This window comes from Stutzerimonas stutzeri (assembly GCF_009789555.1).
Lineage (GTDB): Bacteria > Pseudomonadota > Gammaproteobacteria > Pseudomonadales > Pseudomonadaceae > Stutzerimonas > Stutzerimonas stutzeri_R.
In genome coordinates this window covers 1,044,723-1,068,603 of record NZ_CP046902.1, presented here as the reverse complement: position 1 = coordinate 1,068,603, position 23,881 = coordinate 1,044,723, and the positions used below count along the sequence as shown (strand labels likewise).

General features: G+C 63.4%; 21 protein-coding genes. 14 read left to right on the top strand and 7 right to left on the bottom strand.

Going from position 1 to position 23,881, the window contains the following annotated elements; genetic code table 11:
* Positions 1-11 precede the first annotated feature (11 nt).
* Together GQA94_RS04930 and GQA94_RS04925 are read right to left on the bottom strand one after the other, a co-directional pair.
* Complete coding sequence (locus GQA94_RS04930) at positions 12-329, bottom strand: c-type cytochrome (protein WP_158190028.1); 318 nt, start codon at positions 327-329, stop codon at positions 12-14.
* 91 nt (positions 330-420) lie between these two features.
* A complete protein-coding gene (locus tag GQA94_RS04925; protein ID WP_158187030.1) occupies positions 421-1,689 on the bottom strand; it encodes a PQQ-dependent sugar dehydrogenase in 1,269 nt (422 codons plus the stop codon).
* A 298-nt stretch (positions 1,690-1,987) separates the two neighbouring features.
* Here GQA94_RS04925 and GQA94_RS04920 point away from each other — a divergent pair, with 298 nt between their 5' ends.
* The 3 genes from GQA94_RS04920 (at position 1,988) to GQA94_RS04910 (ending at position 5,198) form a co-directional block, all read left to right on the top strand.
* A complete protein-coding gene (locus GQA94_RS04920; protein WP_158187029.1) occupies positions 1,988-2,716 on the top strand; it encodes a carbonic anhydrase in 729 nt (242 codons plus the stop codon).
* 241 nt (positions 2,717-2,957) lie between these two features.
* The gene (locus GQA94_RS04915) at positions 2,958-4,577 is read left to right on the top strand and encodes an NAD(P)/FAD-dependent oxidoreductase (protein WP_158187028.1); all 1,620 of its coding nucleotides are present in this window, start codon (positions 2,958-2,960) and stop codon (positions 4,575-4,577) included.
* Positions 4,578-4,751: 174 nt separating this feature from the next.
* Entirely contained in the window at positions 4,752-5,198 is a 447-nt protein-coding gene (locus GQA94_RS04910; RefSeq protein WP_158187027.1) for a DUF2147 domain-containing protein, read from the top strand.
* 136 nt (positions 5,199-5,334) lie between these two features.
* Here the strand turns inward: GQA94_RS04910 and GQA94_RS04905 are convergent, their stop codons facing one another.
* Positions 5,335-5,793 carry a DUF3859 domain-containing protein gene (locus tag GQA94_RS04905; RefSeq protein ID WP_158187026.1) on the bottom strand — a complete coding sequence of 153 codons (459 nt, stop codon included), beginning with the start codon at positions 5,791-5,793 and terminating at the stop codon, positions 5,335-5,337.
* Between the two features lie 195 nt (positions 5,794-5,988).
* On the opposite strand from GQA94_RS04905, the gene GQA94_RS04900 reads away from it, so the two are divergent.
* Entirely contained in the window at positions 5,989-7,068 is a 1,080-nt protein-coding gene (locus GQA94_RS04900) for a serine hydrolase domain-containing protein (RefSeq protein ID WP_158187025.1), read from the top strand.
* A 1,107-nt stretch (positions 7,069-8,175) separates the two neighbouring features.
* On the opposite strand, the gene typA is transcribed toward GQA94_RS04900, so the two are convergent.
* Both typA and thiI read right to left on the bottom strand, forming a co-directional pair.
* Complete coding sequence (gene typA, locus GQA94_RS04895) at positions 8,176-9,987, bottom strand: translational GTPase TypA (protein WP_158187024.1); 1,812 nt, start codon at positions 9,985-9,987, stop codon at positions 8,176-8,178.
* Between the two features lie 161 nt (positions 9,988-10,148).
* Positions 10,149-11,603 (bottom strand): tRNA uracil 4-sulfurtransferase ThiI, encoded by a 1,455-nt coding sequence (thiI, locus tag GQA94_RS04890; protein ID WP_158187023.1) that lies wholly within the window; start codon positions 11,601-11,603, stop codon positions 10,149-10,151.
* 343 nt (positions 11,604-11,946) lie between these two features.
* Here thiI and glnA point away from each other — a divergent pair, with 343 nt between their 5' ends.
* The 5 genes from glnA (at position 11,947) to ntrC (ending at position 17,420) form a co-directional block, all read left to right on the top strand.
* Positions 11,947-13,353 carry a glutamate--ammonia ligase gene (gene glnA, locus GQA94_RS04885; RefSeq protein ID WP_045160239.1) on the top strand — a complete coding sequence of 469 codons (1,407 nt, stop codon included), beginning with the start codon at positions 11,947-11,949 and terminating at the stop codon, positions 13,351-13,353.
* Between the two features lie 224 nt (positions 13,354-13,577).
* Positions 13,578-14,105, top strand: coding sequence for a DUF4124 domain-containing protein (locus tag GQA94_RS04880; protein WP_158187022.1), 528 nt, complete (start codon positions 13,578-13,580; stop codon positions 14,103-14,105).
* The gene (locus GQA94_RS04875; protein WP_158187021.1) at positions 14,102-14,737 is read left to right on the top strand and encodes a DUF4124 domain-containing protein; all 636 of its coding nucleotides are present in this window, start codon (positions 14,102-14,104) and stop codon (positions 14,735-14,737) included. The genes GQA94_RS04880 and GQA94_RS04875 overlap by 4 nt, the downstream gene beginning before the upstream one ends.
* 167 nt (positions 14,738-14,904) lie before the next feature.
* Positions 14,905-15,987 carry a nitrogen regulation protein NR(II) gene (gene glnL, locus GQA94_RS04870; RefSeq protein ID WP_158187020.1) on the top strand — a complete coding sequence of 361 codons (1,083 nt, stop codon included), beginning with the start codon at positions 14,905-14,907 and terminating at the stop codon, positions 15,985-15,987.
* On the top strand, positions 15,984-17,420 hold the full coding sequence (gene ntrC, locus GQA94_RS04865; protein ID WP_158187019.1) for a nitrogen regulation protein NR(I): 1,437 nt from the start codon (positions 15,984-15,986) through the stop codon (positions 17,418-17,420). Before glnL ends, ntrC begins: the two co-directional genes overlap by 4 nt.
* 26 nt (positions 17,421-17,446) lie before the next feature.
* On the opposite strand, the gene GQA94_RS04860 is transcribed toward ntrC, so the two are convergent.
* Positions 17,447-17,902: a hypothetical protein gene (locus GQA94_RS04860; protein WP_158187018.1), complete on the bottom strand. Its 456-nt coding sequence runs from the start codon at positions 17,900-17,902 to the stop codon at positions 17,447-17,449.
* On the opposite strand from GQA94_RS04860, the gene trmL reads away from it, so the two are divergent.
* The 5 genes from trmL (at position 17,901) to GQA94_RS04835 (ending at position 23,557) form a co-directional block, all read left to right on the top strand.
* The gene (gene trmL, locus GQA94_RS04855) at positions 17,901-18,362 is read left to right on the top strand and encodes a tRNA (uridine(34)/cytosine(34)/5-carboxymethylaminomethyluridine(34)-2'-O)-methyltransferase TrmL (RefSeq protein WP_158187017.1); all 462 of its coding nucleotides are present in this window, start codon (positions 17,901-17,903) and stop codon (positions 18,360-18,362) included. The two genes, GQA94_RS04860 and trmL, sit on opposite strands and share 2 nt — an antisense overlap.
* Positions 18,363-18,492: 130 nt before the next feature.
* Positions 18,493-20,856: an FdhF/YdeP family oxidoreductase gene (locus GQA94_RS04850; RefSeq protein ID WP_158187016.1), complete on the top strand. Its 2,364-nt coding sequence runs from the start codon at positions 18,493-18,495 to the stop codon at positions 20,854-20,856.
* A 133-nt stretch (positions 20,857-20,989) separates the two neighbouring features.
* Positions 20,990-21,526: an ATP-dependent protease subunit HslV gene (gene hslV / locus GQA94_RS04845; protein ID WP_158190027.1), complete on the top strand. Its 537-nt coding sequence runs from the start codon at positions 20,990-20,992 to the stop codon at positions 21,524-21,526.
* 173 nt (positions 21,527-21,699) lie between these two features.
* Positions 21,700-23,043, top strand: a complete 1,344-nt coding sequence (gene hslU, locus GQA94_RS04840) for an ATP-dependent protease ATPase subunit HslU (protein WP_158187015.1) — start codon at positions 21,700-21,702, stop codon at positions 23,041-23,043.
* A 139-nt stretch (positions 23,044-23,182) separates the two neighbouring features.
* Positions 23,183-23,557 carry a gamma-butyrobetaine hydroxylase-like domain-containing protein gene (locus GQA94_RS04835; RefSeq protein WP_158187014.1) on the top strand — a complete coding sequence of 125 codons (375 nt, stop codon included), beginning with the start codon at positions 23,183-23,185 and terminating at the stop codon, positions 23,555-23,557.
* Positions 23,558-23,578: 21 nt separating this feature from the next.
* Here GQA94_RS04835 and GQA94_RS04830 read toward each other — a convergent pair whose 3' ends face one another.
* Positions 23,579-23,857, bottom strand: a complete 279-nt coding sequence (locus tag GQA94_RS04830) for a polyhydroxyalkanoic acid system family protein (protein WP_158187013.1) — start codon at positions 23,855-23,857, stop codon at positions 23,579-23,581.
* Positions 23,858-23,881 lie beyond the last annotated feature (24 nt).

The window sequence follows — 23,881 nt, the reverse complement described above, 5'->3', positions numbered from 1 at the left end:
GTGACGCCCGGTTACTGTGGCAACTCGACGCTGACCTTGATCGCCGAGTACCAGGCGGCGAGATTGGCGATGTCGTCGTCGCTCAGGCCAGCGGCGATCACCGACATCTGCGGGTGCTTGCGCTCGCCGCTTCGAAAGGCCTGGAGCTGGCGCGCCAGGTACAACTCGCCGTTGCCCGCCAGGTTCGGCGCATCGGCCACCTTGCTCAGCCCGTCGAGGCCATGGCACGCCGCGCACATTTTCGCCTTGGCACGCCCCGCACCCGCATCGGCGGCACGGACCTCGGCCGTGAACAGCAGCGCCAGCAGCACCAGCCAGGCCATGAGCATCCGACTGCGACGATTCCTGACCATAGGCACACCCCTGATCGGCGCTGGCCGGCTCGACGAGCGAGCCGGCCAGCCTTGCGAAAGATCCAGGTCAATCGGCGTCATAGGAGATCCGATAGATCGCTCCGGCGGTGTCGTCACTGACCAGCAGCGAACCATCCTTGAGCTGGGCCACGTCCACGATACGGCCGAAATATTCCCCGGTTTCTTCATCCAGCCACCCTTCGGCGAAAGGCACCGTCTCGCCCGACGGGGCCGATCCGTCGGCGGCGAACGGGGTGAACATCACCCGCGCGCCAGCCGGTACGGTACGGTTCCAACTGCCACGCTGGGCGCTGAACAGCCCGCCTCGGTATTGCTCGGGAAACATCTTGCCGGTGTAGAAAGTCAGCCCCATGTCCGCCGCGTGAGCCACGGTTTCCACCACCGGGAATGTCAGTCCTTCTGGCGGCGTCTGCTCGGCGTATTCGTTGGTGCGCACCTGACCGCCGCCATACCAGGGCATGCCGAACTGCATGCCGGCCTTCGGTGCGTGGTTGATCTCACCGGGCGGGGTGTCATCGCCCATGCCATCGACCTGATTGTCGGTGAACCACAACTCCTGGGTGGTCGGGTTGTAGGTGATCCCCACCGAGTTGCGAACACCCGTCGCGTAGACCTCCCGCTTGCTGCCGTCGCGCTCCATGCGCACGATGCCGCCGATGCCATGCTGGTTGTAGAGATCGAGCTTGTCCTTCGGCGGCACGTTGTGCGGCTGCCCGAGGGAAATGGTCAGCCGGTTGTCCGGCCCGATGGCGCAAACCCGCGCGCCGTGGTTGTAGCTCTCCTCATCGGTCGGGATCAGCTCGCCGGTAGGCACCACGATATCGGCGGCGACGTCCGGCCCTTCGTAGAAGAATTCGGCGGCGGGGAATACCAGTACGCGATTGTGCTCGGCCACGAAGAGGAAACCGTCCGGGCTGAAGCAGGGCCCGGGCTGGGTGAAGGAGATTGCCGGGGCGAACCGCTTGACCTCATCGGCGGTGCGGTTCTTGGTGCGATCGGTAACGGCCCACAGGTCGGTCTTGCGCGTGCCGACAAAGACCACGCCGCTGGAGGGTCCTACCGCCATGTGGCGCGCGTCGGGGACCACGGCGTAAAGCTCGATCTTGAAGCCGTCCGGCAGCTTGATCCGTTCCAGGTTCTGGCGAATCGCATCGGCCACCTCGCCATCCTGCGGCACGGTTTTCATGTCCAGCGACTGGCCGGTGGTCTTCATCGAGCGCATGCGCTCCAGCGCTTCGTCACTGGTAGGGGCGGCCAGCGCCAGCCCGGACAGGCAGATCAGCAAGGCACTCAGGGTGAACGGTGCGTGTTTCATCGGGCCAACCTCATCGAGGGTCGTCTCGGCGGACGATCGTTATTGTTGTTGCGCTCAGCGTCACCCAGGCCGCAGCGGTGCCGTGCGGGCCACCTCAGGGGTAGAAAACCGAGAACTCTGTCACAGCGTAGCGCCAAACGAGCCCTTTGCCAGAAGCTCCACCCACGACCTGATCACCCTTCTGCACACCCGTCTCGCCTGCCCGCCGAGCAACACACCGTTTCGCCTTGTCAGAGAGCGGGAGCGCCCATGCCTGTCGAGGCTCGCTCATGTCCATAGATGAAGTTGGAGAGCTGTCATGAAAAGAGCGGCATTAAGCGTTGGTGTATTGCTTGCGTGCGCCCACGCAGGCGCGGTAACGCCGGGGACTCATTGGGATTATTCCGGTGAGGCAGGACCGGAAAACTGGGCCACCCTGACGCCGGAATTTGGCGCCTGCTCAGGCAAGAACCAGGCCCCGGTCGATATCGACGGGCTCGTCGAGGCGGACCTCGCACCGCTGCGGCTGAACTACAAGACCGGCACCAGCGAGGTGGTCAACACCGGGCATACCGTGCAGGTGGCCTACGCGCCCGGTAGCCAGCTGTCACTCGACGGCAATGACTACGAACTGCTGCAGTTCCACTTCCACATGCCCAGCGAAAACCATATCAAGGGCCAGTCCTATCCGCTCGAAGGCCATCTGGTGCACGCCGACCAGGAGGGCAATCTCGCGGTGATCGCACTGATGTTCAAGGAAGGCGAGCAGAACACCGCGCTGGCTCGTCTGTGGGACGCACCGCCGCAGGCGGGCCAGGCCCGGCAGATCGCCCCGATGAACGTGACCGAACTGCTACCCGCCGACCTGGATTACTACCGTTTCAGCGGCTCACTGACCACGCCACCCTGCACCGAGGGCGTGCGCTGGCTGGTGCTGAAACAGCCGGTTGTCGCCTCGAAGCAACAGATCGAAGCGCTGCAGAGCGCCGTCGGCCATGCCAACAACCGTCCGTTGCAGCCCCTCAACTCGCGAGTCGTGCTTCAGTAATCCGAAAGCCTCAACGTGGCTGACGCATCCGTAGCGGACACCTGTCCGGGCGATGCAGTCCAGGCGCGACGTGGCGGGATCGCTCCGATGCCGCCACGATGACACAGGGCCTGAATGACAGGCTCGACCAGCGAAGCTACACTGCGCGCCTTCCCTGGATCAGCCCGACTCGCCTGCCTCGCATGGCCGCGAATGGTGCGCTCGTCCCTCCCTTTGCCGGGGTCACCGGCCAGGACTCGTCATGATTCGCATCAACGAACTGCAACTGCCGCTCGATCATTCCGCCGACGCCCTGCGCCAGGCCATCGTCGCGCGCCTGAATGTCACCGATACCGACCTGCTCGATTTCAGCGTCTTCAAGCGCAGCTATGACGCGCGCAAGAAGAACAGCGAAATCACCTTCGTCTACATCATCGATGCCAGCGTGACCGACGAGCCCAAGGTGCTCCAGCGCCTGGCCGACGACCGCAACATCCGCGTCTCGCCGGACACCGGCTATTACCCGGTCGGCCAGGCACCCGAGGGGCTGAGCGAACGCCCGCTGGTGATCGGCTTCGGCCCCTGCGGGCTGTTCGCCGCGCTGACCCTCGCGCAGATGGGCTTCAGGCCGATCGTGCTGGAACGCGGCCGCGACGTGCGCAGCCGCACCAAGGACACCTGGGCGCTGTGGCGCAAGAAGGTGCTGAGCCCCGAATCCAACGTGCAATTCGGTGAGGGCGGCGCCGGGCTGTTCTCCGACGGCAAGCTCTACAGCCAGATCAAGGACCCGAAGTTCTACGGTCGCAAGGTGATGCACGAGTTCGTCCGCGCCGGGGCGCCGGAAGAGATCATGTTCGTCAGCAAGCCGCACATCGGCACCTTCCGCCTGACCGGCGTGGTCTCGACCATGCGCGAGGAAATCAAGTCGCTGGGCGGCGAGGTGCGTTTCGACAGCCGCGTGGTCGATTTCATCATCGAAGACGGACGCATCCAGGGCGTGCGCCTGGCCAGCGGTGAAGCGCTGCGCAGCCGCTACGTCGTGCTGGCGCTCGGTCACAGTTCACGCGACACCTTCCGCATACTGCATGAGCGCGGTGTCTATCTCGAAGCCAAGCCCTTCGCCGTGGGCTTTCGCATCGAGCATCCGCAATCGCTGATCGACCACGCGCGCCTGGGCAAATACGCCGGACACCCGGAACTGGGCGCTGCCGACTACAAGCTCGTCTACCACGCGACCAACGGCCGCGCCGTCTACAGCTTCTGCATGTGTCCGGGCGGCACCGTGGTGGCGGCTACCTCCGAACCCAACCGCGTGGTCACCAACGGCATGAGCCAGTACTCGCGCAACGAGCGCAATGCCAACGCCGGGATCGTCGTCGGCATCAACCCGGAAGAAGACTTCCCCGGTGGCCCGCTCGCGGGGGTGGAGCTTCAGGAGCGGCTGGAATCGCGCGCGTTCGAGCTGGGTGGTGGCGATTACTGCGCGCCGGGGCAACTGGTGGGCGATTTCATTCGCGGCCAGCCGTCGAGCGCATTCGGCGACGTCGAGCCGTCCTACAAGCCCGGCGTGCGCCTGGGCGATCTGGCGCCGTCGCTGCCCGACTACGTAATCGACGCCATCCGCGAAGCACTGCCGGCGTTCGGCAAGCAGATCCGCGGCTTCGACCGTGCCGACGCCGTGCTCACCGGCATCGAGACACGGACCTCGTCGCCGGTGCGCATCAAGCGCGACAACACGTCCTTGCAGAGCATCAACACTCGAGGCCTGTACCCGGCGGGTGAAGGCGCCGGCTACGCGGGGGGCATTCTCTCGGCGGGAGTCGATGGCATCAAGGTCGCCGAAGCCGTCGCCACAGCCATGCTGACCGATCTGCAGGGCTAAAACTGCCAGGCGCCGCTGGCGCTTGCGTTCGAAGCGTTCGACGCAGGCAGGCCGTCATAGATGCGTGGCGCGCCCCGTTTCACCCGTGCTCCCGCGCCGGCATTCGGCTTCAGCGCGGCAGATCGGGGGACGGTGGTAAAGTCAGCGCAGCCAACCACTACCGCAGGAGAAACCATGCGCCCACTGTTTACGGCCTTATCGCTGGCACTGCCGCTCGCGCTCAGTTCCTTGGCTTTCGCGACCGACTCGCCTGAAGGGCACTGGCAAACCATCGATGACGAAACCGGCAAGCCCAAGTCCATCGTCGACATCCGGCGGGCCGCCGACGGCACGCTGACCGGCAAAGTGGTTGAAATCCTGCAATCGGCGCAAGGCCCCAATCCGGTCTGCGACGCCTGTGAGGGCGAGCGCAAAGGCCAGCCGATCAAGGGCATGACGATTCTCTGGGGCCTCAAGCCCGACGGCGACCGCGTCTGGGGCGACGGCAACATCCTCGACCCTGTCAAAGGCAAGACCTATCGCGCCAAGCTGACCCTGCCCGAAGGAGGCGAAAAGCTGGAGATGCGCGGCTATATCGGCATCGAGGCGCTAGGCCGCACGCAGACCTGGATCCGCCAGTAAGGGCGCGCGATGCGTCAGGCTCGCAATGCGCCCGGCGCCCCGCAAACGCCTCGTGAAGCCCCGGGGCCACGGCACTCGCGCCACCTGGGCGTTACAGACCCGCGCACGACGAACGCTGGAACGAGGTTCGACCCTTTCAGCGCACGTCAAAACGATGCTCGGCCAGCTTGCGGTCCCCCTGGAAGACCAGGAAATGCCACTGGCCGGGCACCAGCTCATGGGTTTCGGTGAACTCGAAGGCCATGACATCCAGCGGCGCATCCGGAACGAGTTTCTGCACCACCTCGTAACGGTCGTGCCGCTCACCGTTCGCATCGATCACTCCGGGCGTGAGGTATAGCAATGTGAGCGGGGTGTCGTCCGCGCGCTTGCCCTCCAGCCGATAGCGCAGACCGAACTTGGTCCCGATCCTGGCGGGCACGACCTGCGTGGCGTTTATCCGCTGATCGCCACGGGTCAGTAGCCGTTCACCGGGTTGCTGGTCCTGATAACGGCTTTCGAACACACCGGCCTCGACCGGGCCGGCGACCCGCACATCGGCCATAGCCAGACCGGGCAAGAACAGAACGAACAGAAGCGGGCGAAGACTGCGCATGAAGGACTCTTCCTGTCGAAAAACTACGAGCCTATGACCTGCGCGTGACAGACGCGTGACAGATCCAGACAGGCCGCCGCCGCTCGCCAGGGCCCACACGCCAGCAGCCCGAGGCAGCGCAGCCGGATGCAGGAACCCGCCGTTGGGGTCGCCACTCCGATCGCACGGCACCGACGGATAACGGTCAAACCGCGTATGTGCTTATCACCCCATAGCGCCCAGGCGCACCCTTGGTTCACGTCGCTGCGCGCGATCTGCGCGGTGATCCTGCTCACCCTCGGGTCGTCGGCATCGGCCGACAGCGCACTGAACGCGGTCGTCGATCAGGCCGAACAGCTCGATCAGCTGGAAACCCTGATCATCTCCCGCCACGGCCAGGTAATCGTCGAGCGCGGCTACCGGGGCCACCGGACGACCACGCCTACCAACATCAAATCGGCATCCAAGACGGTCATCTCGGCACTGGTCGGCATCGCCATCGACAAGGGCGTTCTGACCGGCACCGACCAGCGCATGGCCGAGCTGCTGCGCAATGATATTCCCGCCGATCCCGATCACCGGCTGCACGACGTCACGGTGGGCAATCTGCTTTCCATGCAAGCCGGGCTTGGCTCCACCTCCGGGCGCAACTATGGTGCCTGGGTGGCAAGCCGCAACTGGGTCCGCGCCGCGCTGGCGCGCCCGTTCGAGGCCGAGCCCGGCGGGACGATGATCTATTCCACCGGATCAAGCCATCTGCTCTCTGCGATCCTCACCCGCCGCACCGGCCAATCGACCCTGCAGCTGGCCCGCCGATGGCTCGCGTCGCTCGACGACTTTGCCATCAGCGCCTGGACGCGCGACCCGCAGGGCATCTACCTGGGCGGCAATGAAATGGCAATGACCCCGCGCTCGCTGCTCGCCTTCGGCGAACTCTACCGCCGCGGCGGACTTACGGCGGCGGGCGAACGACTACTGTCCGAAGAATGGATCGAGGCCTCATGGACGCCGCGCACCCGCTCGCGCTACACCGGGCATGGCTATGGCTACGGCTGGTTCATCACCTCGCTGGAAGGCGAAGCGGTGCGCTATGGCTGGGGCTACGGTGGGCAGATGCTCTATGTGGTGCCTGGGCTGGAGATGACCGTGGTCATGACCTCGAACACACACCAACCCTCGAGCGGCGCCATGGGCCACCGCGATGCGCTGCATCGCCTGCTGGGCCGGATCATCGATGCAGCGCGCAAGAGCGCACCGCCAGCAGATCAAGCGCCCCCGCCCGGCTCGAGCGCATGACTGAAAAGCAGAAGCTTCGCCCCGAGGCGGGCCTCCCACAAGGGCTAGCGCGGCGGTGGGCCTGATTTCCAGCACAGGCCGCAGCGCTTCGTAGGAGGCGCGCCTCGCGGCGAATATGAGCGGCAGGGCGGCTGTGAAGCAAAAGCTTCGCCCCGAGGGCGGGCCTCCCACAAAGACCTGGGGCGGCGGTGGACATGGCGTCCAACAAACTAGGCCGCAGCGCTTTCGTGGGAGGCGCGCCTCGCGGCGAATATGAGCGGCCGGGCAGCTGTGAAGCAAAAGCTTCGCCCCGAGGGCGGGCCTCCCACAAGGGCCTGGTGGCGGCGGTGAGGCTGATTTCCAGCACAGGCCGCAGCGCTTTCGTAGGAGGCGCGCCTCGCGGCGAATGCGAGTGACGGGGCAGCTGTGAAGCAAAAGCTTCGCCCCGAGGGCGGGGCTCCCACAAGGGCTGGCGTGGCGGTGGGGCTGATATCCAGCACAGACCGCAACGCTTTCGTAGGAGGCGCGCCTCGCGGCGAATTTGAGTGGCAGGGCCGCTGTGAAGCAAAAGCTTCGCCCCGAGGGCGGGCCTCCCACAAGGGCTAGCGCGGCGGTGGGGCTGATGTCCAGCATAGGCTGCAGCGCTTCGTAGGAGGCGCGCCTCGCGGCGAATATGAGCGGCGGGGCAGCTTTGAAGCAGAAGCTCGCCCCGAGGGCGGGCCTCCCACAAAGACCTGGGGCGGCGGTGGACCTGATGTCCAGTACAGACCGCAGCGCTTTCGTAGGAGGCGCGCCTCGCGGCGAATATGAGCGGCGGGGCAGCTTTGAAGCAGAAGCTCGCCCCGAGGGCGGGGCTCCCACAAAGACCTGGGGCGGCGGTGGACATGGCATCCAACAAACTAGGCCGCAACGTTTTCGTCGGAGGCGCGCCTCGCGGCGAATGCGAGTGGCGGGGCAGCTGTGAAGCAGAAGCTTCGCCCCGAGGGCGGGGCTCCCACAAGAGTCTGGCGCGATATCCAGCACAGGCTGCAGAAGCCCACACAAACAAAAAACCCCGCCACTGGGCGGGGTTCTTGTTGACAGCCTGGACACCCGAAGGCGCCCTTGCTGTGCGGCTACAACGGCGTATCAGTTCTTGCTGGCACGCTTGCGCTCGTTTTCGTTGAGCACTTTCTTGCGCAGGCGGATCGACTTTGGCGTCACTTCGACGAGTTCGTCGTCGTCGATGAATTCCAGTGCCTGTTCCAGGGTGAACTTGATCGGCGGAACCAGTTGGATGGTTTCGTCCTTGCCCGAAGCGCGCATGTTGTCGAGCTTCTTGCCCTTGGTGGGGTTGATCACCAGGTCGTTGTCACGGCTGTGGATACCGGCCAGCTGGCCTTCGTAGATGTCCTGACCGGGCTCGAGGAACAGCTTGCCGCGGTCTTGCAGGGTTTCCAGCGAGTAGGTCAGCGCCTTGCCGGTCGCCATGGAGACCAGTACGCCGTTCTGACGATGGCCGACTTCGCCGAGCTTGATCGGACCATAGTGGCTGAAGGTCGAGGTCAGGATGCCGGAACCGGACGTCATGGTCAGGAAGGAGTTACGGAAGCCGATCAGGCCACGCGCCGGCACGGTGTATTCGAGGCGGATACGGCCCTTGCCATCCGGCACCATGTTGGTCAGATCGCCCTTGCGCAGGCCCATCTGCTCCATGATCGGACCCTGGTGGATCTCCTCGATGTCGATGATGACGTTCTCGTAGGGCTCCTGCTTCTCGCCGTCGATCTCCTTGATCACCACTTCCGGACGGCCAACGGCCAGTTCGAAGCCTTCACGGCGCATGGTTTCGATCAGTACCGAGAGGTGCAGTTCGCCACGACCGGACACCTTGAACTTGTCCGCCGAGTCGCCTTCTTCGACGCGCAGGGCGACGTTGTGCAGCAGCTCCTTCTCCAGACGCTCCTTGATGTTGCGGCTGGTGACGAACTTGCCTTCCTTGCCGCAGAACGGCGAGTCGTTGACCTGGAAGGTCATGGAAACGGTCGGCTCGTCGACGGACAGCGGCGGCAGGGCCTCGACGTTCTGCTGATCGCACAGGGTGTCGGAGATGTACAGCTCGTCCATGCCGCTGATGCAGACGATGTCACCGGCCTGGGCTTCGGCGACTTCGACGCGCTGCAGACCGGAGTGACCCATGATCTTCAGGATGCGGCCGTTGCGCTTCTTGCCGTCGGCGCCGATGGCGGTCACCGGGGTGTTGGTCTTGACGCTGCCGCGTGCGATACGGCCAATGCCGATAACGCCGAGGAAGCTGTTGTAGTCCAACTGCGAGATTTGCATCTGGAACGGACCGGTGACGTCCACGGCGGGAGCCGGTACGTGATCGACGATGGCCTGGAACAGGGCGTCCATGTGGTCGTCCATGTTCTCGTGGTCCATGCCGGCGATGCCGTTCAGGGCGCTGGCGTAGACGATCGGGAAGTCGAGCTGCTCGTCGGTGGCACCGAGGTTGTCGAACAGGTCGAAAATCTGGTCGACGACCCAGTCAGGACGCGCGCCGGGACGGTCGATCTTGTTGATGACCACGATCGGACGCAGGCCGGCCTTGAACGCCTTCTGGGTCACGAAACGGGTCTGCGGCATGGGGCCGTCCTGGGCGTCGACCACCAGCAGCACGGAGTCGACCATGCTCATCACGCGCTCGACTTCACCGCCGAAGTCGGCGTGGCCGGGGGTGTCGACGATGTTGATGTCGTAGCCGTTCCACTTCAGGGCGGTGTTCTTGGCCAGGATGGTGATGCCACGCTCTTTTTCCTGGTCGTTGCTGTCCATCACGCGCTCGTTTTCGAGCTCTTTGCGGTCCAGGGTGCCGGACAGGCGCAGGAGTTTGTCGACGAGGGTGGTCTTGCCATGGTCGACGTGGGCGATGATGGCGATGTTGCGAAGATTCTCAATCACAAGTCTGTTTCTCTGTAAAAGCTCCGAGCTGGAGGCCGGAAGCTGAAAGTTTGCCGGTTCGCGCGAGCGAGTACCGGTGGCGTCACGAACCGGGTGAACCCGAACAGGGCTACCGGTCGGGAGGGCGATGACGGATGCTGCCTCCCAGCAGGCCAGGCTGCTTAGCCCGGACGATAAACACGCACATTGACATGCCCCTCAGTCAGCAGATGATGAGCATGCAGGCGGCTCATGACACCTTTATCGCAGTACAGCAGGTACTGGCGGTTCACATCCAGTTCCTTGAAGCGGTTGTTGATCGCATAGAACGGCAACGTCTGTACTTCAATACCGTCCAGTTGCAAAGGCTCGTCCTCCGCCGCATCCGGGTGGCGGATATCCAGCACCACCTGGCCAGCAGAAGCCTCGGTCACTTCTTCGACCTGCAAATCCTGGCCCAGCTCGTCGATCACGCGATCGATGGCAACCTGGCGGGTGTTTGCCATGGCGCGCTCGAGTACCGCCATGTCGAACTGTTTCTCTTCGTGTTCGATCCGGTAACGCTTGGCCTTGGTGGTCGGGTTCTTGGAGATCACACCGCAGTATTCGGGCATGTTCTTGGCGAACTCGGCGGTGCCGATCTCGAATGCGGTATCGATGATGTCCTGCTTGTGGCTGGCGATCAGCGGGCGCAGCACCAGCATGTCGGTGGCCGAGTCGATCACCGAGAGATTCGGCAACGTCTGGCTCGACACCTGGGAAATCGCCTCGCCGGTGACCAGTGCATCGATGTGCAGGCGCTCGGCAATCTGCGTCGAGGCGCGCAGCATCATGCGCTTGAGCACGACGCCCATCTGGCTGTTATCGACCTTCTCCAGAATCTCGCCGACCACTTCTTCGAAGGGCACGCTGATGAACAGTACGCGATGCGAACTGCCGTACTTCTTCCACAGGTAGTGGGCGACTTCCATCACGCCGAGCTCGTGGGCGCGCCCGCCCAGATTGAAGAAGCAGAAATGGGTCATCAGACCACGGCGCATCATCTGGTAGGCGGCAACGGTGGAATCGAAACCGCCCGACATCAGCACCAGAGTCTGCTCCAGCGCGCCCAGCGGATAACCGCCGATGCCGTCATGCTGGGCGTGGACGACGAACAAGCGCTGGTCACGGATTTCCAGCCGCACCTCAACTTCCGGCGCCTTCAGCGATATCCCGGCGGCGGCGCACTCCTGGCGCAACCGGCTGCCGACCAGACGTTCCACGTCCATCGAGCTGAACGGATGCTTGCCTGCGCGCTTGCAGCGCACCGCGAAGATCTTGCCCGGCAGTCGATCGGCAAAATGCGATCTGCATTTCTCGAACACGTCGTCCAGATCGCCCAACGGATACTCGTGGACCTCCAGACAGTGCGCAATACCGGGCGTGCAGCGCAGCCGCTCGATCATCTCGTGCAGCAAGCGGTTGTCGCTGAGCGCGGTTTCCACTTCGACGTTGTCCCACACCCCCTCCACCCGAAGGTCGGGATCGAGGTCGCGCAGCACGGTGCGGATGTTCTTCGCCAACTGGCGAATGAAGCCCTTGCGCACCGGCGGGCTCTTGATGGTGATTTCTGGGAATACTTTGACGATCAGCTTCATGGAAACAGCGCGCGCGCCAGCAAGGCGTAAAAAGAGGGGGGCGGAGTATATCGGAAATTGATCAACCTTTAGGCAGTTTTCTCAACTGCCCGTCCGCTGCACTGAAATAGCACAAAGAACACGCAGAGCGCACCATTAAAGTGCGCCGGAATCGAAATATGCGCAGAGGAAATACCCGCACCAACCGCGAGCCTGCGGTTTCAGGCGCCCGGTACCATCTCGGAGCACTGGCATGCAATTTGCTCCCTTGTGAGGCAGGTCGCCTTGGCGGAACATCACCGCTCGGCTTCACCCCTGACTTCGGAAGCATATCTGTCAACGCTTCCACCACTTGGAGAGCACCATGTCGAAGTCGCTTCAACTGATCAAAGATTACGATGTGAAGTGGATTGATCTGCGCTTCACCGACACCAAGGGCAAGCAGCACCACGTGACCGTTCCGGCGCGTGACGCTCAGGACGAGGATTTCTTCGAGCACGGCAAGATGTTCGACGGCTCCTCCATCCATGGCTGGAAAGGCATCGAAGCGTCCGACATGATCCTGATGCCGGTCGACGAAACCGCCGTGCTGGACCCGTTCACCGAAGAGCCGACCCTGATCCTGGTTTGCGATATCGTCGAACCGAGCACCATGCAGGGCTACGACCGCGACCCGCGCTCGATCGCCAAGCGCGCCGAGGAATTCCTCAAGTCCACCGGCATCGGCGACACCGTGTTCGTCGGCCCGGAGCCGGAGTTCTTCATCTTCGACGAAGTGAAGTTCAAGTCCGACATTTCCGGTTCCATGTTCAAAATCTTCTCCGAACAAGGCTCCTGGAACACCGACGCCGACATCGAAGGCGGCAACAAGGGCCATCGCCCAGCCGTCAAGGGCGGTTACTTCCCGGTTCCGCCGTGCGACCACGACCACGAAATCCGTACGGCCATGTGCAACGCCATGGAAGAGATGGGCCTGGTCGTCGAAGTGCATCACCATGAGGTGGCGACTGCCGGCCAGAACGAAATCGGCGTCAAGTTCAACACGCTGGTGAACAAAGCTGACGAAGTCCAGACCCTCAAGTACTGCGTGCACAACGTCGCCGACGCCTACGGCAAGACCGCGACCTTCATGCCGAAGCCACTGTATGGCGACAACGGCTCGGGCATGCACGTGCATATGTCCATCTCCAAGGATGGCAAGAACACCTTCGCGGGCGAAGGCTATGCCGGCCTGTCCGATACCGCGCTGTATTTCATCGGCGGCATCATCAAGCACGGCAAGGCACTGAACGGTTTCACCAACCCGTCGACCAACTCCTACAAGCGTCTGGTCCCGGGCTTCGAAGCACCGGTCATGCTGGCCTACTCGGCACGCAACCGCTCCGCCTCGATCCGTATCCCGTACGTATCCAGCCCGAAAGCCCGCCGCATCGAAGCCCGCTTCCCGGACCCGGCTGCCAACCCCTACCTGTGCTTTGCCGCACTGCTGATGGCTGGCCTGGACGGCATCCAGAACAAGATTCACCCCGGCGATGCCGCTGACAAGAACCTCTACGATCTGCCGCCGGAAGAAGGCAAGCTGATCCCGCAGGTTTGCGGCAGCCTGAAGGAAGCCCTGGAAGAACTCGACAAGGGCCGTGCGTTCCTGACCAAGGGCGGCGTGTTCAGCGACGACTTCATCGATGCCTACCTCGAGCTCAAGAGCGAGGAAGAGATCAAGGTCCGTACCTTCGTCCACCCGCTGGAATACGACCTGTACTACAGCGTCTAAACCCGCGACGTTCATCACAGGCTCCCATCCGGAAGCCTGTGGTGCTTGAGAACCCCGCCTCTCGGCGGGGTTTTCGTTTTCTACGGCCCCACCGAGCTTTCGCCGGCCGGGCTGGACGTCAGGCTCGCAAGCCAGCTTGCTGTCGCTCTCAATTCGCGCGGATCAGGCTTGCCTGCGGGCTCGGGCGGTGCAAGGCTTGCAGCACCTACCCCGCGGAGCTTCCCATGCGCATCGCATTGTTCAGCCTGCTTCTGATCGCCACGGTTCCGGCCATGGCGCAGATCTACAAGTACACCGATGACAAGGGCAATACGGTATTCACCAACCAGCCACCAGAGGGTGTCGCGGCCGATACGGTCGAGTTGCCCCCCGCCAATACAGTCAATATCCGCACACCCGAGCCCCCGCCGCCGCTGGAGCCTGAAGGGCACGGCAGCCAGCAGCAACCGGCATACCGGACCCTGTCCATTGGCGGCATCCCGGATGATGAGGCGTTGCGCGCGAACAACGGCACCTTTGTCGTCAGCGCCCAACTCGACCCGCCACTGCAAAGAGGCCATCAGGTCCGCTTCCTGCTCGATGGCATCGCCCAGGCGGCACCGAGCAGCGCGACCTCGCTGCAACTGAACAACGTCGATCGTGGGACCCACCGGATCGAGGTCCAGGTGCTTGACGGCGACAAGGTGTTGCAGCGCAGCGCCGAGGCGTTCACCGTACAGCGCGTCCATACCTCCAGTCCTGGCCATCGATGAGCGCGCTCGGTAGGCTCGTCGGGCTGCTCGGCCTGCTGGCGGCGTTCACGTTGCCCGCCAGCGCCGATATCTACACCTATATAGACGCGCAGGGTAACCGCGTATTCACCGACCGTCCCGGTGGCCGAGCGGTCGAGCCGGTCGATGCCAGGCCCGTCAACAGCATGCCCGCAACGCCCTCGGCACCCGCTGCCACCCCGGTCAAAGCACTGCCGGAGCGCACGTTTGTTTACCCACAGCTGGCCATCACACAACCAGAAGCCGACGCCACGATCCGCAACAATGCCGGCGCGGTATCGGTCAGCGTATCCAGCGACCCCGGCCTGCTACCCGGCCACCTGTATCGGCTGCTGTTGGACGGCAGTCCGATTGCCCCGGACGGCAGCGAGCCCGCATTCGACCTTCAAAACATCGACCGTGGCAGTCACCAGCTGGTGGTGCAAGTGATCGACGACCAAGGGCAGGCGCTGCAAAGCAGCCCGCCGCGTACCTTCCACCTGCTGCGCACCTCGTTGGCACAGCGGCGCAAGGCCAACCCCTGCAAGAAGGCTGAATACGGCGTCCGACCCGAGTGCCCGCTGAAGGACAAACCCAAGGAAAAGAAAGATATTCCCTTCGTGCCCTTTCTGTGACCATGCTATGCACCTGAATGGTGCGCAAGCCGGACCAATCTGACTCGCTTCCCTCGTTTTCGGCAACGCCCCGCTCTGGAGCGCCAGCGCCTATGCAGCCGCGCCGAAAACGAGCGCCTTGGTTTGCTTCTTGCATTTCCCGTCTCACCCATCGGATGCAGACAGCCATGATCAACGAAGCCCTACAGCGCCTGCTGATCGAGAACCTGACCACCGCGACCCTGCTGCTCGATTCGCGCCTGCGTCTGGAATACATGAACCCCGCAGCGGAAATGCTGCTCGCCGTCAGCGGCCAGCGCAGCCACGGGCAGTTCATCAGCGAGCTTTTCACCGAGTCCTCCGAGGCGCTGGCAGCCTTGCGCCAGGCGGTCGAGCAAGCGCACCCGTTCACCAAGCGCGAAGCCACCCTGACGTCTACGAACGGCCAGCCACTGACCGTCGATTACGCGGTCACGCCGATCCTGACCCGTAAGGAAACGATGTTGCTGTTGGAGGTACTGCCTCGCGATCGATTGTTGCGCATTACCAAGGAAGAGGCGCAACTGTCCGCTCACGAGACCACCAAGCTGCTGGTGCGCGGGCTCGCCCATGAGATCAAGAACCCGCTCGGCGGCATTCGCGGCGCGGCGCAGTTGTTGTCGCGCGAGCTTCCCGAGGAACACCTCAAGGATTACACCGAGGTCATCATCGAGGAGGCCGACCGCCTGCGCAATCTGGTCGACCGGATGCTTGGCTCGAACAAGCTGCCCTCACTGTCGATGACCAACATTCACGAAGTGCTCGAACATGTGGCCAGCCTGATCGAAGCGGAAAGCCAGGGAAGCCTCATTTTGGTGCGCGATTACGATCCGAGCATCCCCGAGGTGCTGCTCGATCGCGAGCAAATGATTCAGGCGGTGCTCAATATCATGCGCAACGCCATGCAGGCGCTGGCCGGGCAGTGCGAACTGGGCCTCGGCCGCCTGACCCTGCGTACGCGCACGTTGCGCCAGTTCACCATCGGTCATGTCCGCCATCGTCTGGTTGCGCGCATCGAAATCATCGACAACGGCCCGGGAATCCCGGCCGAGCTGCAGAACACGCTTTTCTACCCGATGGTCAGCGGCCGTCCGGATGGCACCGGACTCGGCCTGGCGATCACCCAGAACATCATCAGCCAGCATCAAGGCCTGATCGAATGCGAAAGCCATCCCGGCCACACCGCGTTTTCGATCTTCCTGCCGCTGGAACAAGGAGCCTCTTGCGTATGAGCCAAAGCGAAAACGTCTGGATCGTCGACGACGATCGCTCCATCCGCTGGGTACTGGAGAAGGCCCTGCAACAGGAAGGCATGGCCACGCAGAGTTTCGACAGTGCCGACAGCGTGCTCGCACGGCTGGCGCGGCAGCAACCGGATGTGATCATTTCCGACATCCGCATGCCCGGTATCAGCGGCCTGGATCTGCTGGCGCAGATCCGCGAACTGCATCCTCGCCTGCCGGTGATCATCATGACCGCGCATTCGGACCTCGACAGCGCGGTGGCGTCCTACCAGGGCGGCGCCTTCGAGTACCTGCCCAAGCCGTTCGACGTCGACGACGCCGTCTCGCTGGTCAAGCGTGCCAACCAGCATGCGCAGGAACAGCAGAACCTGCAGGAGCCGGCCAACCAGCATCACACGCCGGAAATCATCGGCGAGGCTCCGGCGATGCAGGAGGTGTTCCGCGCCATCGGCCGCCTCAGCCATTCGAACATCACCGTGCTGATCAACGGTGAGTCCGGCACCGGCAAGGAACTGGTCGCCCACGCGCTGCATCGTCACAGTCCGCGCGCGGCATCGCCGTTCATCGCGTTGAACATGGCAGCGATCCCCAAGGATCTGATGGAATCCGAGCTGTTCGGCCACGAGAAAGGCGCCTTCACAGGCGCGGCCAACCAGCGCCGCGGGCGCTTCGAGCAGGCCGACGGCGGCACCCTGTTTCTCGACGAGATCGGCGATATGCCGGCCGATACCCAGACCCGCCTGCTACGGGTCCTGGCGGACGGCGAGTTCTACCGCGTCGGCGGCCACACGCCGGTAAAGGTCGATGTACGCATCATCGCCGCCACCCACCAGGACCTTGAAACCCTGGTGCAGGCTGGCAAGTTTCGCGAAGACCTGTTCCATCGCCTGAACGTCATCCGCATCCACATTCCGCGGCTCTCCGACCGGCGCGAGGACATTCCAGCACTGGCTCGGCATTTTCTCGCCAGTGCCGCGCAGGAATTGGCCGTCGAGACCAAGCTGCTCAAGCCGGAAACCGAAGAATATCTGAAGAACCTGCCTTGGCCCGGCAACGTGCGCCAACTGGAAAATACCTGCCGCTGGATCACCGTAATGGCGTCCGGGCGCGAGGTGCATGTCAGCGATCTGCCTCCGGAACTGCTCAATCAGCCCGCCGACAGCCTGCCGGCTAACAACTGGGAGCAGGCGTTGCATCAGTGGGCCGACCTGGCGTTGGCCCGAGGCCGATCGAACCTGCTCGACGAAGCAGTTCCGGCGTTCGAACGCATCATGATCGAGACCGCCCTCAAGCACACCGCTGGACGTCGCCGCGATGCGGCGCTACTGCTCGGCTGGGGGCGTAACACCCTGACGCGCAAGATCAAGGAACTGGGCATGGGCGTGGAAGGCGGTGACGAGGACGAAGGCGAGGACAACTGATCGGACGCTGCGGCAAGAAGGTGCGATCAGCGGGGCGCCACCCGCACCTTCAACGCCCAGTCGCCGTCCCGCTTTTCGCCCTCCCATTCGGCGGCCAGAGGCCGGGTCGCCACGAAGTGCAACAGCAATCCCTTCTCGGTCGTTTGCAGGCGCCAGGCGACATTCATGCCACCCGGATCAAGCCGCCCGTCGCCGGAATTGCCCTGCGCCTGGAACAGCATGCCGACGGCTCCGTCAACGTCCTGGCCATACAGCGGTGGTTCACGGTCGAACCAGAGCTGCAGGCCATCGGTGGCCGGCTCGACACGCAGCAACTGCACAGGCCCGGGTGCCGTAACGCGCCCGATCATGGCACCCACCAGCAGCCCGATCAGTACCAGCGAGCCGAAAAAGCGACGGCGCAAACGAGGTAGCGGATCGCGCGGCGCAGGGTCGCCTGCCGCAGTAGAATGCCGGTCGTTTTCAGAGTCGGTGACGCGCATGTTTCATGTGATCCTTTTCCAGCCGGAAATTCCGCCGAATACCGGCAACATTATCAGGCTCTGCGCCAACGCTGGCTGCAGCCTGCATCTGGTCGAGCCGCTGGGTTTCGAACTCGACGACAAGCGTCTGCGACGGGCGGGCCTGGATTATCACGAGTACGCGCCGCTCAAACGCCACGCCGACCTCGACAGTTGCCTGGCGAGCATCGGCCAGACGCGGGTGTTCGCCTTCACCACCAAAGGTTCGCAGCCCTTCCATCGGGTGCAGTTCCAGCGCGGCGATGCCTTTCTCTTCGGCCCGGAAAGTCGCGGTCTGCCAGCGGAAATTCGCGATGCATTGCCCAACGAGCAGCGCCTGCGCCTGCCCATGCGTCCGGACAGCCGAAGCCTGAATCTGTCCAATACGGTCGCCGTCGCGGTTTACGAAGCCTGGCGGCAACTGGATTTCGCCATGCAATAAAGAGTCGGCTGGCACCCGCTCGACCGGCAAATGTCCCTGTCATCCGCAAGGTTGAACGATCCGCCACGGCTCTGCGTCGTAACAAGAGACTCGTCGCCACGGCATCCGCGACAAGGCACAGGAGTACGACGTGAGCCAGCCAACGTTCAAACCCTACGACGCGCCTTCAGGCGGCTGGGGCTCGGCCTATTCGGTCGCCAATATCCTCATCCGCGAAAAGATTCCGCTCACGGGCGCCTCACTGCTGCTCAAGCAGAACAAGCCCATCGACGGCTTCGCCTGCGTCAGTTGCGCCTGGGCCAAACCGCACCCGTCGCGCCCCTTGTCATTCTGCGAAAACGGCGCAAAGGCGACCGCGTGGGAAAATACCAGTCGCCGCTGCGGCCCTGAATTCTTCCACCGCCATACCGTCAGCGAGCTGCTGAACTGGACCGACTTCGATCTTGAGCAACAGGGCCGGCTGACCCACCCCTTGCGTTACGATCCGGCCAGCGACAGGTATCAGCCAGTCAGCTGGGATCAGGCTTTCGAAGAAATTGGCCGTACGCTCAAGGCCATGGCCGACCCCAACGAGGTGGTCTTCTACATGTCCGGGCGCGCGTCGCTGGAAACCGCCTACATGTACGCGCTACTGGCCCGCATGTACGGCACCAACAACCTGCCGGACAGCTCCAATATGTGCCACGAGAGTTCGTCCGTCGCCCTGCCGGAAAGCATCGGCGTCCCGGTGGCGACGGTCACGCTGAACGACCTGGAGAAGATGGACGGCATGCTGTTCTTCGGCCAGAACACCGGCACCTGCAGCCCGCGCATGCTGCATGACCTGCAACAGGCCCGTGAGCGCGGCGCACCGATCATCACCTTCAATCCGATCCGCGAACGCGGCCTGGAGCGTTTCGTCAATCCGCAGTCACCGCGAGAAATGCTGACGCCGGACGAAACCAAAATCAGCACGCAGTATCACCAGCTCAAGATCGGCGGCGACATCGCTGCGATATCGGGCATGTGCAAGGCGCTTTTCGATATGGACGCCGCCGCGGTGGCCGCCGGACGACCTGGTGTGCTCGATAGGGCCTTCATCGAAGAACACACCCACGGCTTCGAAGCGTTCAAGGCGCGCATGGTCGGGTACAGCTGGCCGGTGTTGGAACGCCGATCCGGCCTGAGCCGCAGTGCGATGGAGGCCGCCGCGGTCAGCTACGCCAGCTGCAAGCGCGTGGTGGCAGCCTATGGCATGGGGCTGACGCAGCACCGCCACGGCGTCGAGGCCATCCAGATGCTGGTCAACCTGTTGCTGTTACGCGGCAACATGGGCAAGGAAGGCGCCGGCATCCTGCCCGTACGCGGCCATTCGAACGTCCAGGGCCAGCGAACCGTCGGCATCACCGAGAAAGCCGAAAAGGTGCCAACCGACAATTTGCGCCGCCAGTTCGGTTTCGAGCCGCCGAGCGACGATGGGGTCAACACCGTCGAAGCCTGCGAAGGCATCCTGGCCGGCAAGATCAAGGGCTTCATCGCCATGGGCGGTAACTTCGTCAGGGCGGTGCCCGACACCCTGCAGATGGAGCCGGCCTGGCGCAACCTGCAACTTTCGGTACAGATTTCAACCAAACTCAACCGCAGCCACCTGATTACCGGAAAGGTGTCGTATATCCTGCCCTGCCTGGGCCGTACTGAAATCGATCGCCAGGCCACCGGTGAGCAACGCAACACCACCGAAGACAGCACCGGCTGCATTCGCGCCTGGCGGGGCGTGGCCGAGCCGGCGGACGAACGGCTGTTGTCGGAGCCGGCCATCGTCGCGCGGCTGGCCAAGGCCACGCTGGCTGCCAATCCGCACCTCGACTGGGACGCCTGGGTCGGTGACTACGGCCTGGTCCGCAACGCCATCGCCGAAAGCTATCCGGAGATATTCCACGACTTCAATGTCCGCATGATGGAGCCCGGCGGATTCCATCGACCACTGGGCGCAAGCAAACGCGAGTGGGCGACCGAGAGCGGCAAGGCCAATTTCATCCTGCCGTCGACGCTGGCCGAAGATCCCGATACCGAACAAGGCGGTCACGAGCAGCGCGACGTACTGCAACTGATGACGCTGCGCAGCAACGACCAGTTCAATACCACCGTCTACGGCTACAACGATCGCTTCCGGGGCATCCAGGGCACACGCGCGGTCGTGCTGATGAACAGCAATGACATGGCTCGCCTCGGGCTGGCCGAAGGCGACAAGATCCAAGCGGTCACGGTGGTAGACGATGGCGTGCATCGCGCCGTCGGACCGTTGCGCGTAACGGCCTACAACATCCCCGAAGGCTGCTGCGCCGGTTACTACCCCGAATGCAACGCGTTGCTGCCGGTCTGGCACCATGCCAAACGCAGCAAGGTGCCGGCGGCCAAATCGATCCCGGTGCGCCTGCGCAAGGTCATTGCCTTCAGCGACGACCCCAGCGTGCCCGCCGAACCGAACCCGCCGGCGAACCGCGGCGCCGCCTGAGGGGCCATTTGGCCGCGCCCAATGGCATGCCGCCGCGTGGGTTGAATCCCGCGCGCCGGTTGAAATGCGTGACAGCGTCCCCCATATCAAGCGCATTCGGGCATTCATCGCCCCGCTGCGTGGAGATTTTCCCTTGACCACCATCGTTTCAGTGCGCCGCAACGGCAAAGTCGTCATGGGCGGCGACGGCCAGGTTTCCCTGGGTAATACCGTCATGAAAGGCAACGCCAAAAAGGTCCGGCGCCTCTATCACGGTCAGGTCCTGGCCGGCTTCGCGGGCGCCACCGCCGACGCCTTCACACTCTTCGAACGGTTCGAAGGGCAGTTGGAAAAACACCAGGGGCATCTCGTCCGTGCCGCCGTCGAACTGGCCAAGGACTGGCGGACCGACCGCTCCCTCAGCCGTCTGGAAGCCATGCTCGCCGTGGCCAACAAGGACGCATCGTTGATCATCACCGGCAACGGCGACGTGGTGCAGCCGGAACACGACCTGATCGCCATGGGCTCCGGTGGTGGCTTCGCCCAGGCCGCCGCACTGGCGCTCTTGCAGAAAGGCGGCGACGACATGTCGGCGCAGGATATCGCCGAAACCGCGCTGAACATTGCCGGCACCATTTGCGTCTTCACCAACCAGAACCTGACCATCGAGGAGTTGGACAGCGCGATCTGAGCAGGCCGATGAAAAAACTAGCGGCGTTGGCAACCATCGTTAAAAACACGCTCGGAAAGCTCATTTAGATTAAACCCCGCTTCCTCGCGTGTTTTTGCCTCGTCTTGCCGGCCTCGCCTACGTATTTCAAGTGGCCTGTTTGTATCCTGCCCAGCTTCGGGAGTAACGAAAAAATGTCCATGACGCCTCGCGAGATCGTCCACGAACTCAACCGCCATATCATCGGCCAGGACGACGCCAAGCGTGCCGTCGCCATCGCCCTGCGCAACCGTTGGCGGCGCATGCAGCTGTCCGCCGAGCTGCGCCCGGAAGTCACGCCAAAGAACATTCTGATGATCGGTCCGACCGGTGTCGGCAAGACCGAAATCGCGCGCCGCCTGGCCAAGCTGGCCAACGCGCCGTTCATCAAGGTAGAAGCGACCAAGTTCACCGAGGTGGGCTATGTCGGTCGCGATGTTGAATCGATCATCCGGGATCTGGCCGACGCTGCCTTGAAAATGATGCGCGAACAGGAAGTTGGCAAGATGCGCCATCGCGCCGAGGATGCCGCAGAAGAACGCATTCTCGACGCGTTGTTGCCGCAGGCACGCCCGGTCGGTTTCAGCGAGGAGCCCGTACAAAGCAGCGATTCCAACACGCGCCAACTGTTCCGCAAGCGCCTGCGCGAGGGCCAGCTGGACGAAAAGGAAATCGACATCGAGGTCGCCGATAACCCGGGTGGCGTGGAAATCATGGCGCCGCCGGGCATGGAGGAGATGACCAGCCAGTTGCAGAATCTGTTCTCCAACATGGGCAAGGGCAAGAAAAAGAGCCGCAAGTTGAAGATCAAGGACGCGCTCAAGCTGGTGCGCGACGAGGAAGCGGCCCGCCTGGTGAACGAAGAAGAACTCAAAGGCCGCGCCCTCGAAGCGGTGGAGCAGAACGGGATCGTCTTCATCGACGAGATCGACAAGGTCGCCAAGCGCGGCAATACCGGCGGCGCGGATGTGTCCCGCGAAGGCGTGCAGCGCGACCTGTTGCCGCTGATCGAAGGCAGCACGGTCAATACCAAGCTTGGCATGGTCAAGACCGATCACATTCTGTTCATCGCCAGCGGTGCTTTCCATCTGTCCAAGCCCAGCGATCTGGTACCGGAGCTGCAGGGTCGCCTGCCGATTCGCGTCGAACTCAAGGCGCTGTCGCCGGAAGACTTCGAGCGGATCCTGACCGAGCCGCACGCCTCGCTCACCGAGCAGTACCGCGAGCTGCTGAAGACCGAGGGGCTGGGCATCGAATTCACCGAAGACGGCATCAAGCGCCTGGCCGAGATTGCCTGGCAGGTCAACGAGAAGACCGAGAACATCGGTGCTCGCCGCCTGCATACGCTGCTTGAGCGCCTGCTGGAGGAAGTCTCGTTCAGTGCCGGCGATCTGGCCGGGCAGCAGAACGGCGAGCCGATCCGCATCGACACCGCCTACGTCAACAGCCACCTCGGCGAGCTCGCCGAGGATGAAGACCTGTCGCGGTATATTCTTTAAACAGCAGCTGGAACCCGCAGCAAGCCTGGGACGCGCACCCGTTGCGCGCCCAGGTCGGTTCGAAGGCTGACGCCTTAGATTTGCGAGCCGCACGGCTTCGGCTTTCAGCGTCTTGCTTCACGCTCATATGGAGTCACCGATGCGCATCCCCACTGCGGTCAAACTGCACCGAGCATCGAAAACGCTGGAGCTGGAATACGGCCCCGACCAGCGCTACGTCCTGCCAGCGGAATTTCTGCGGGTGAACTCGCCTTCGGCGGAAGTTCAGGGCCATGGCAACCCCATTCTGCAAACCGGCAAGATCAACGTCGCGCTGGAAGGGATCGAGCCCGCAGGCCAATACGCACTGAAACTGACATTCAGCGACGGCCACGACAGCGGCCTGTACACCTGGGATTATCTGCATCACCTGGCGACCCATCAGCAACAGATCTGGGATGAATACCTCGCCGCCCTGGCGCGCGATGGAAAATCGCGTGACCCGGACATCTCGCCGGTCAAGCTGATGCTCTGAGCGCTTCGCGACTGGCCGGGTTCAGGCTTGCAGCGCCGTGTCCAGCGCGCGTTCGATCTGGCCCTGGATGCTGCTGCCCATCGCCGACAACAACAGCCCAAGGTTCAGCAGAACCCGGACGCGGTCCTGGCCGACCTCGATATGGCCGTCCGCTCCGCTGCGGCGCACCTTCAACACATCGCCGTGCCATTCGCAGCGCACGCCGTAATCGTTCGCCAGTTTCGCGGCCAACTGCTCGGCTTTCTCCCGCGCGGCGTCTCGGCCAAGGCGGTGGGTACGCTCAACGATGATGCGGGCCATGGCGACTCCTGGCTGCGGGCCGAA

What these genes read in the sequence shown, in the direction of transcription:
- thiI (WP_158187023.1), bottom strand. Translation starts at nt 11,603, where the DNA reads ATGAAGCTGATCGTCAAAGTATTCCCAGAAATCACCATCAAGAGCCCG.
- GQA94_RS04830 (WP_158187013.1), bottom strand. Translation starts at nt 23,857, where the DNA reads ATGGCCCGCATCATCGTTGAGCGTACCCACCGCCTTGGCCGAGACGCC.
- GQA94_RS04920 (WP_158187029.1), top strand. Translation starts at nt 1,988, where the DNA reads ATGAAAAGAGCGGCATTAAGCGTTGGTGTATTGCTTGCGTGCGCCCAC.
- GQA94_RS04915 (WP_158187028.1), top strand. Translation starts at nt 2,958, where the DNA reads ATGATTCGCATCAACGAACTGCAACTGCCGCTCGATCATTCCGCCGAC.
- GQA94_RS04925 (WP_158187030.1), bottom strand. Translation starts at nt 1,689, where the DNA reads ATGAAACACGCACCGTTCACCCTGAGTGCCTTGCTGATCTGCCTGTCC.
- hslU (WP_158187015.1), top strand. Translation starts at nt 21,700, where the DNA reads ATGTCCATGACGCCTCGCGAGATCGTCCACGAACTCAACCGCCATATC.
- GQA94_RS04910 (WP_158187027.1), top strand. Translation starts at nt 4,752, where the DNA reads ATGCGCCCACTGTTTACGGCCTTATCGCTGGCACTGCCGCTCGCGCTC.
- GQA94_RS04905 (WP_158187026.1), bottom strand. Translation starts at nt 5,793, where the DNA reads ATGCGCAGTCTTCGCCCGCTTCTGTTCGTTCTGTTCTTGCCCGGTCTG.
- glnA (WP_045160239.1), top strand. Translation starts at nt 11,947, where the DNA reads ATGTCGAAGTCGCTTCAACTGATCAAAGATTACGATGTGAAGTGGATT.
- GQA94_RS04880 (WP_158187022.1), top strand. Translation starts at nt 13,578, where the DNA reads ATGCGCATCGCATTGTTCAGCCTGCTTCTGATCGCCACGGTTCCGGCC.
- GQA94_RS04900 (WP_158187025.1), top strand. Translation starts at nt 5,989, where the DNA reads ATGTGCTTATCACCCCATAGCGCCCAGGCGCACCCTTGGTTCACGTCG.
- trmL (WP_158187017.1), top strand. Translation starts at nt 17,901, where the DNA reads ATGTTTCATGTGATCCTTTTCCAGCCGGAAATTCCGCCGAATACCGGC.
- GQA94_RS04930 (WP_158190028.1), bottom strand. Translation starts at nt 329, where the DNA reads ATGCTCATGGCCTGGCTGGTGCTGCTGGCGCTGCTGTTCACGGCCGAG.
- GQA94_RS04875 (WP_158187021.1), top strand. Translation starts at nt 14,102, where the DNA reads ATGAGCGCGCTCGGTAGGCTCGTCGGGCTGCTCGGCCTGCTGGCGGCG.
- GQA94_RS04835 (WP_158187014.1), top strand. Translation starts at nt 23,183, where the DNA reads ATGCGCATCCCCACTGCGGTCAAACTGCACCGAGCATCGAAAACGCTG.
- GQA94_RS04860 (WP_158187018.1), bottom strand. Translation starts at nt 17,902, where the DNA reads ATGCGCGTCACCGACTCTGAAAACGACCGGCATTCTACTGCGGCAGGC.
- ntrC (WP_158187019.1), top strand. Translation starts at nt 15,984, where the DNA reads ATGAGCCAAAGCGAAAACGTCTGGATCGTCGACGACGATCGCTCCATC.
- glnL (WP_158187020.1), top strand. Translation starts at nt 14,905, where the DNA reads ATGATCAACGAAGCCCTACAGCGCCTGCTGATCGAGAACCTGACCACC.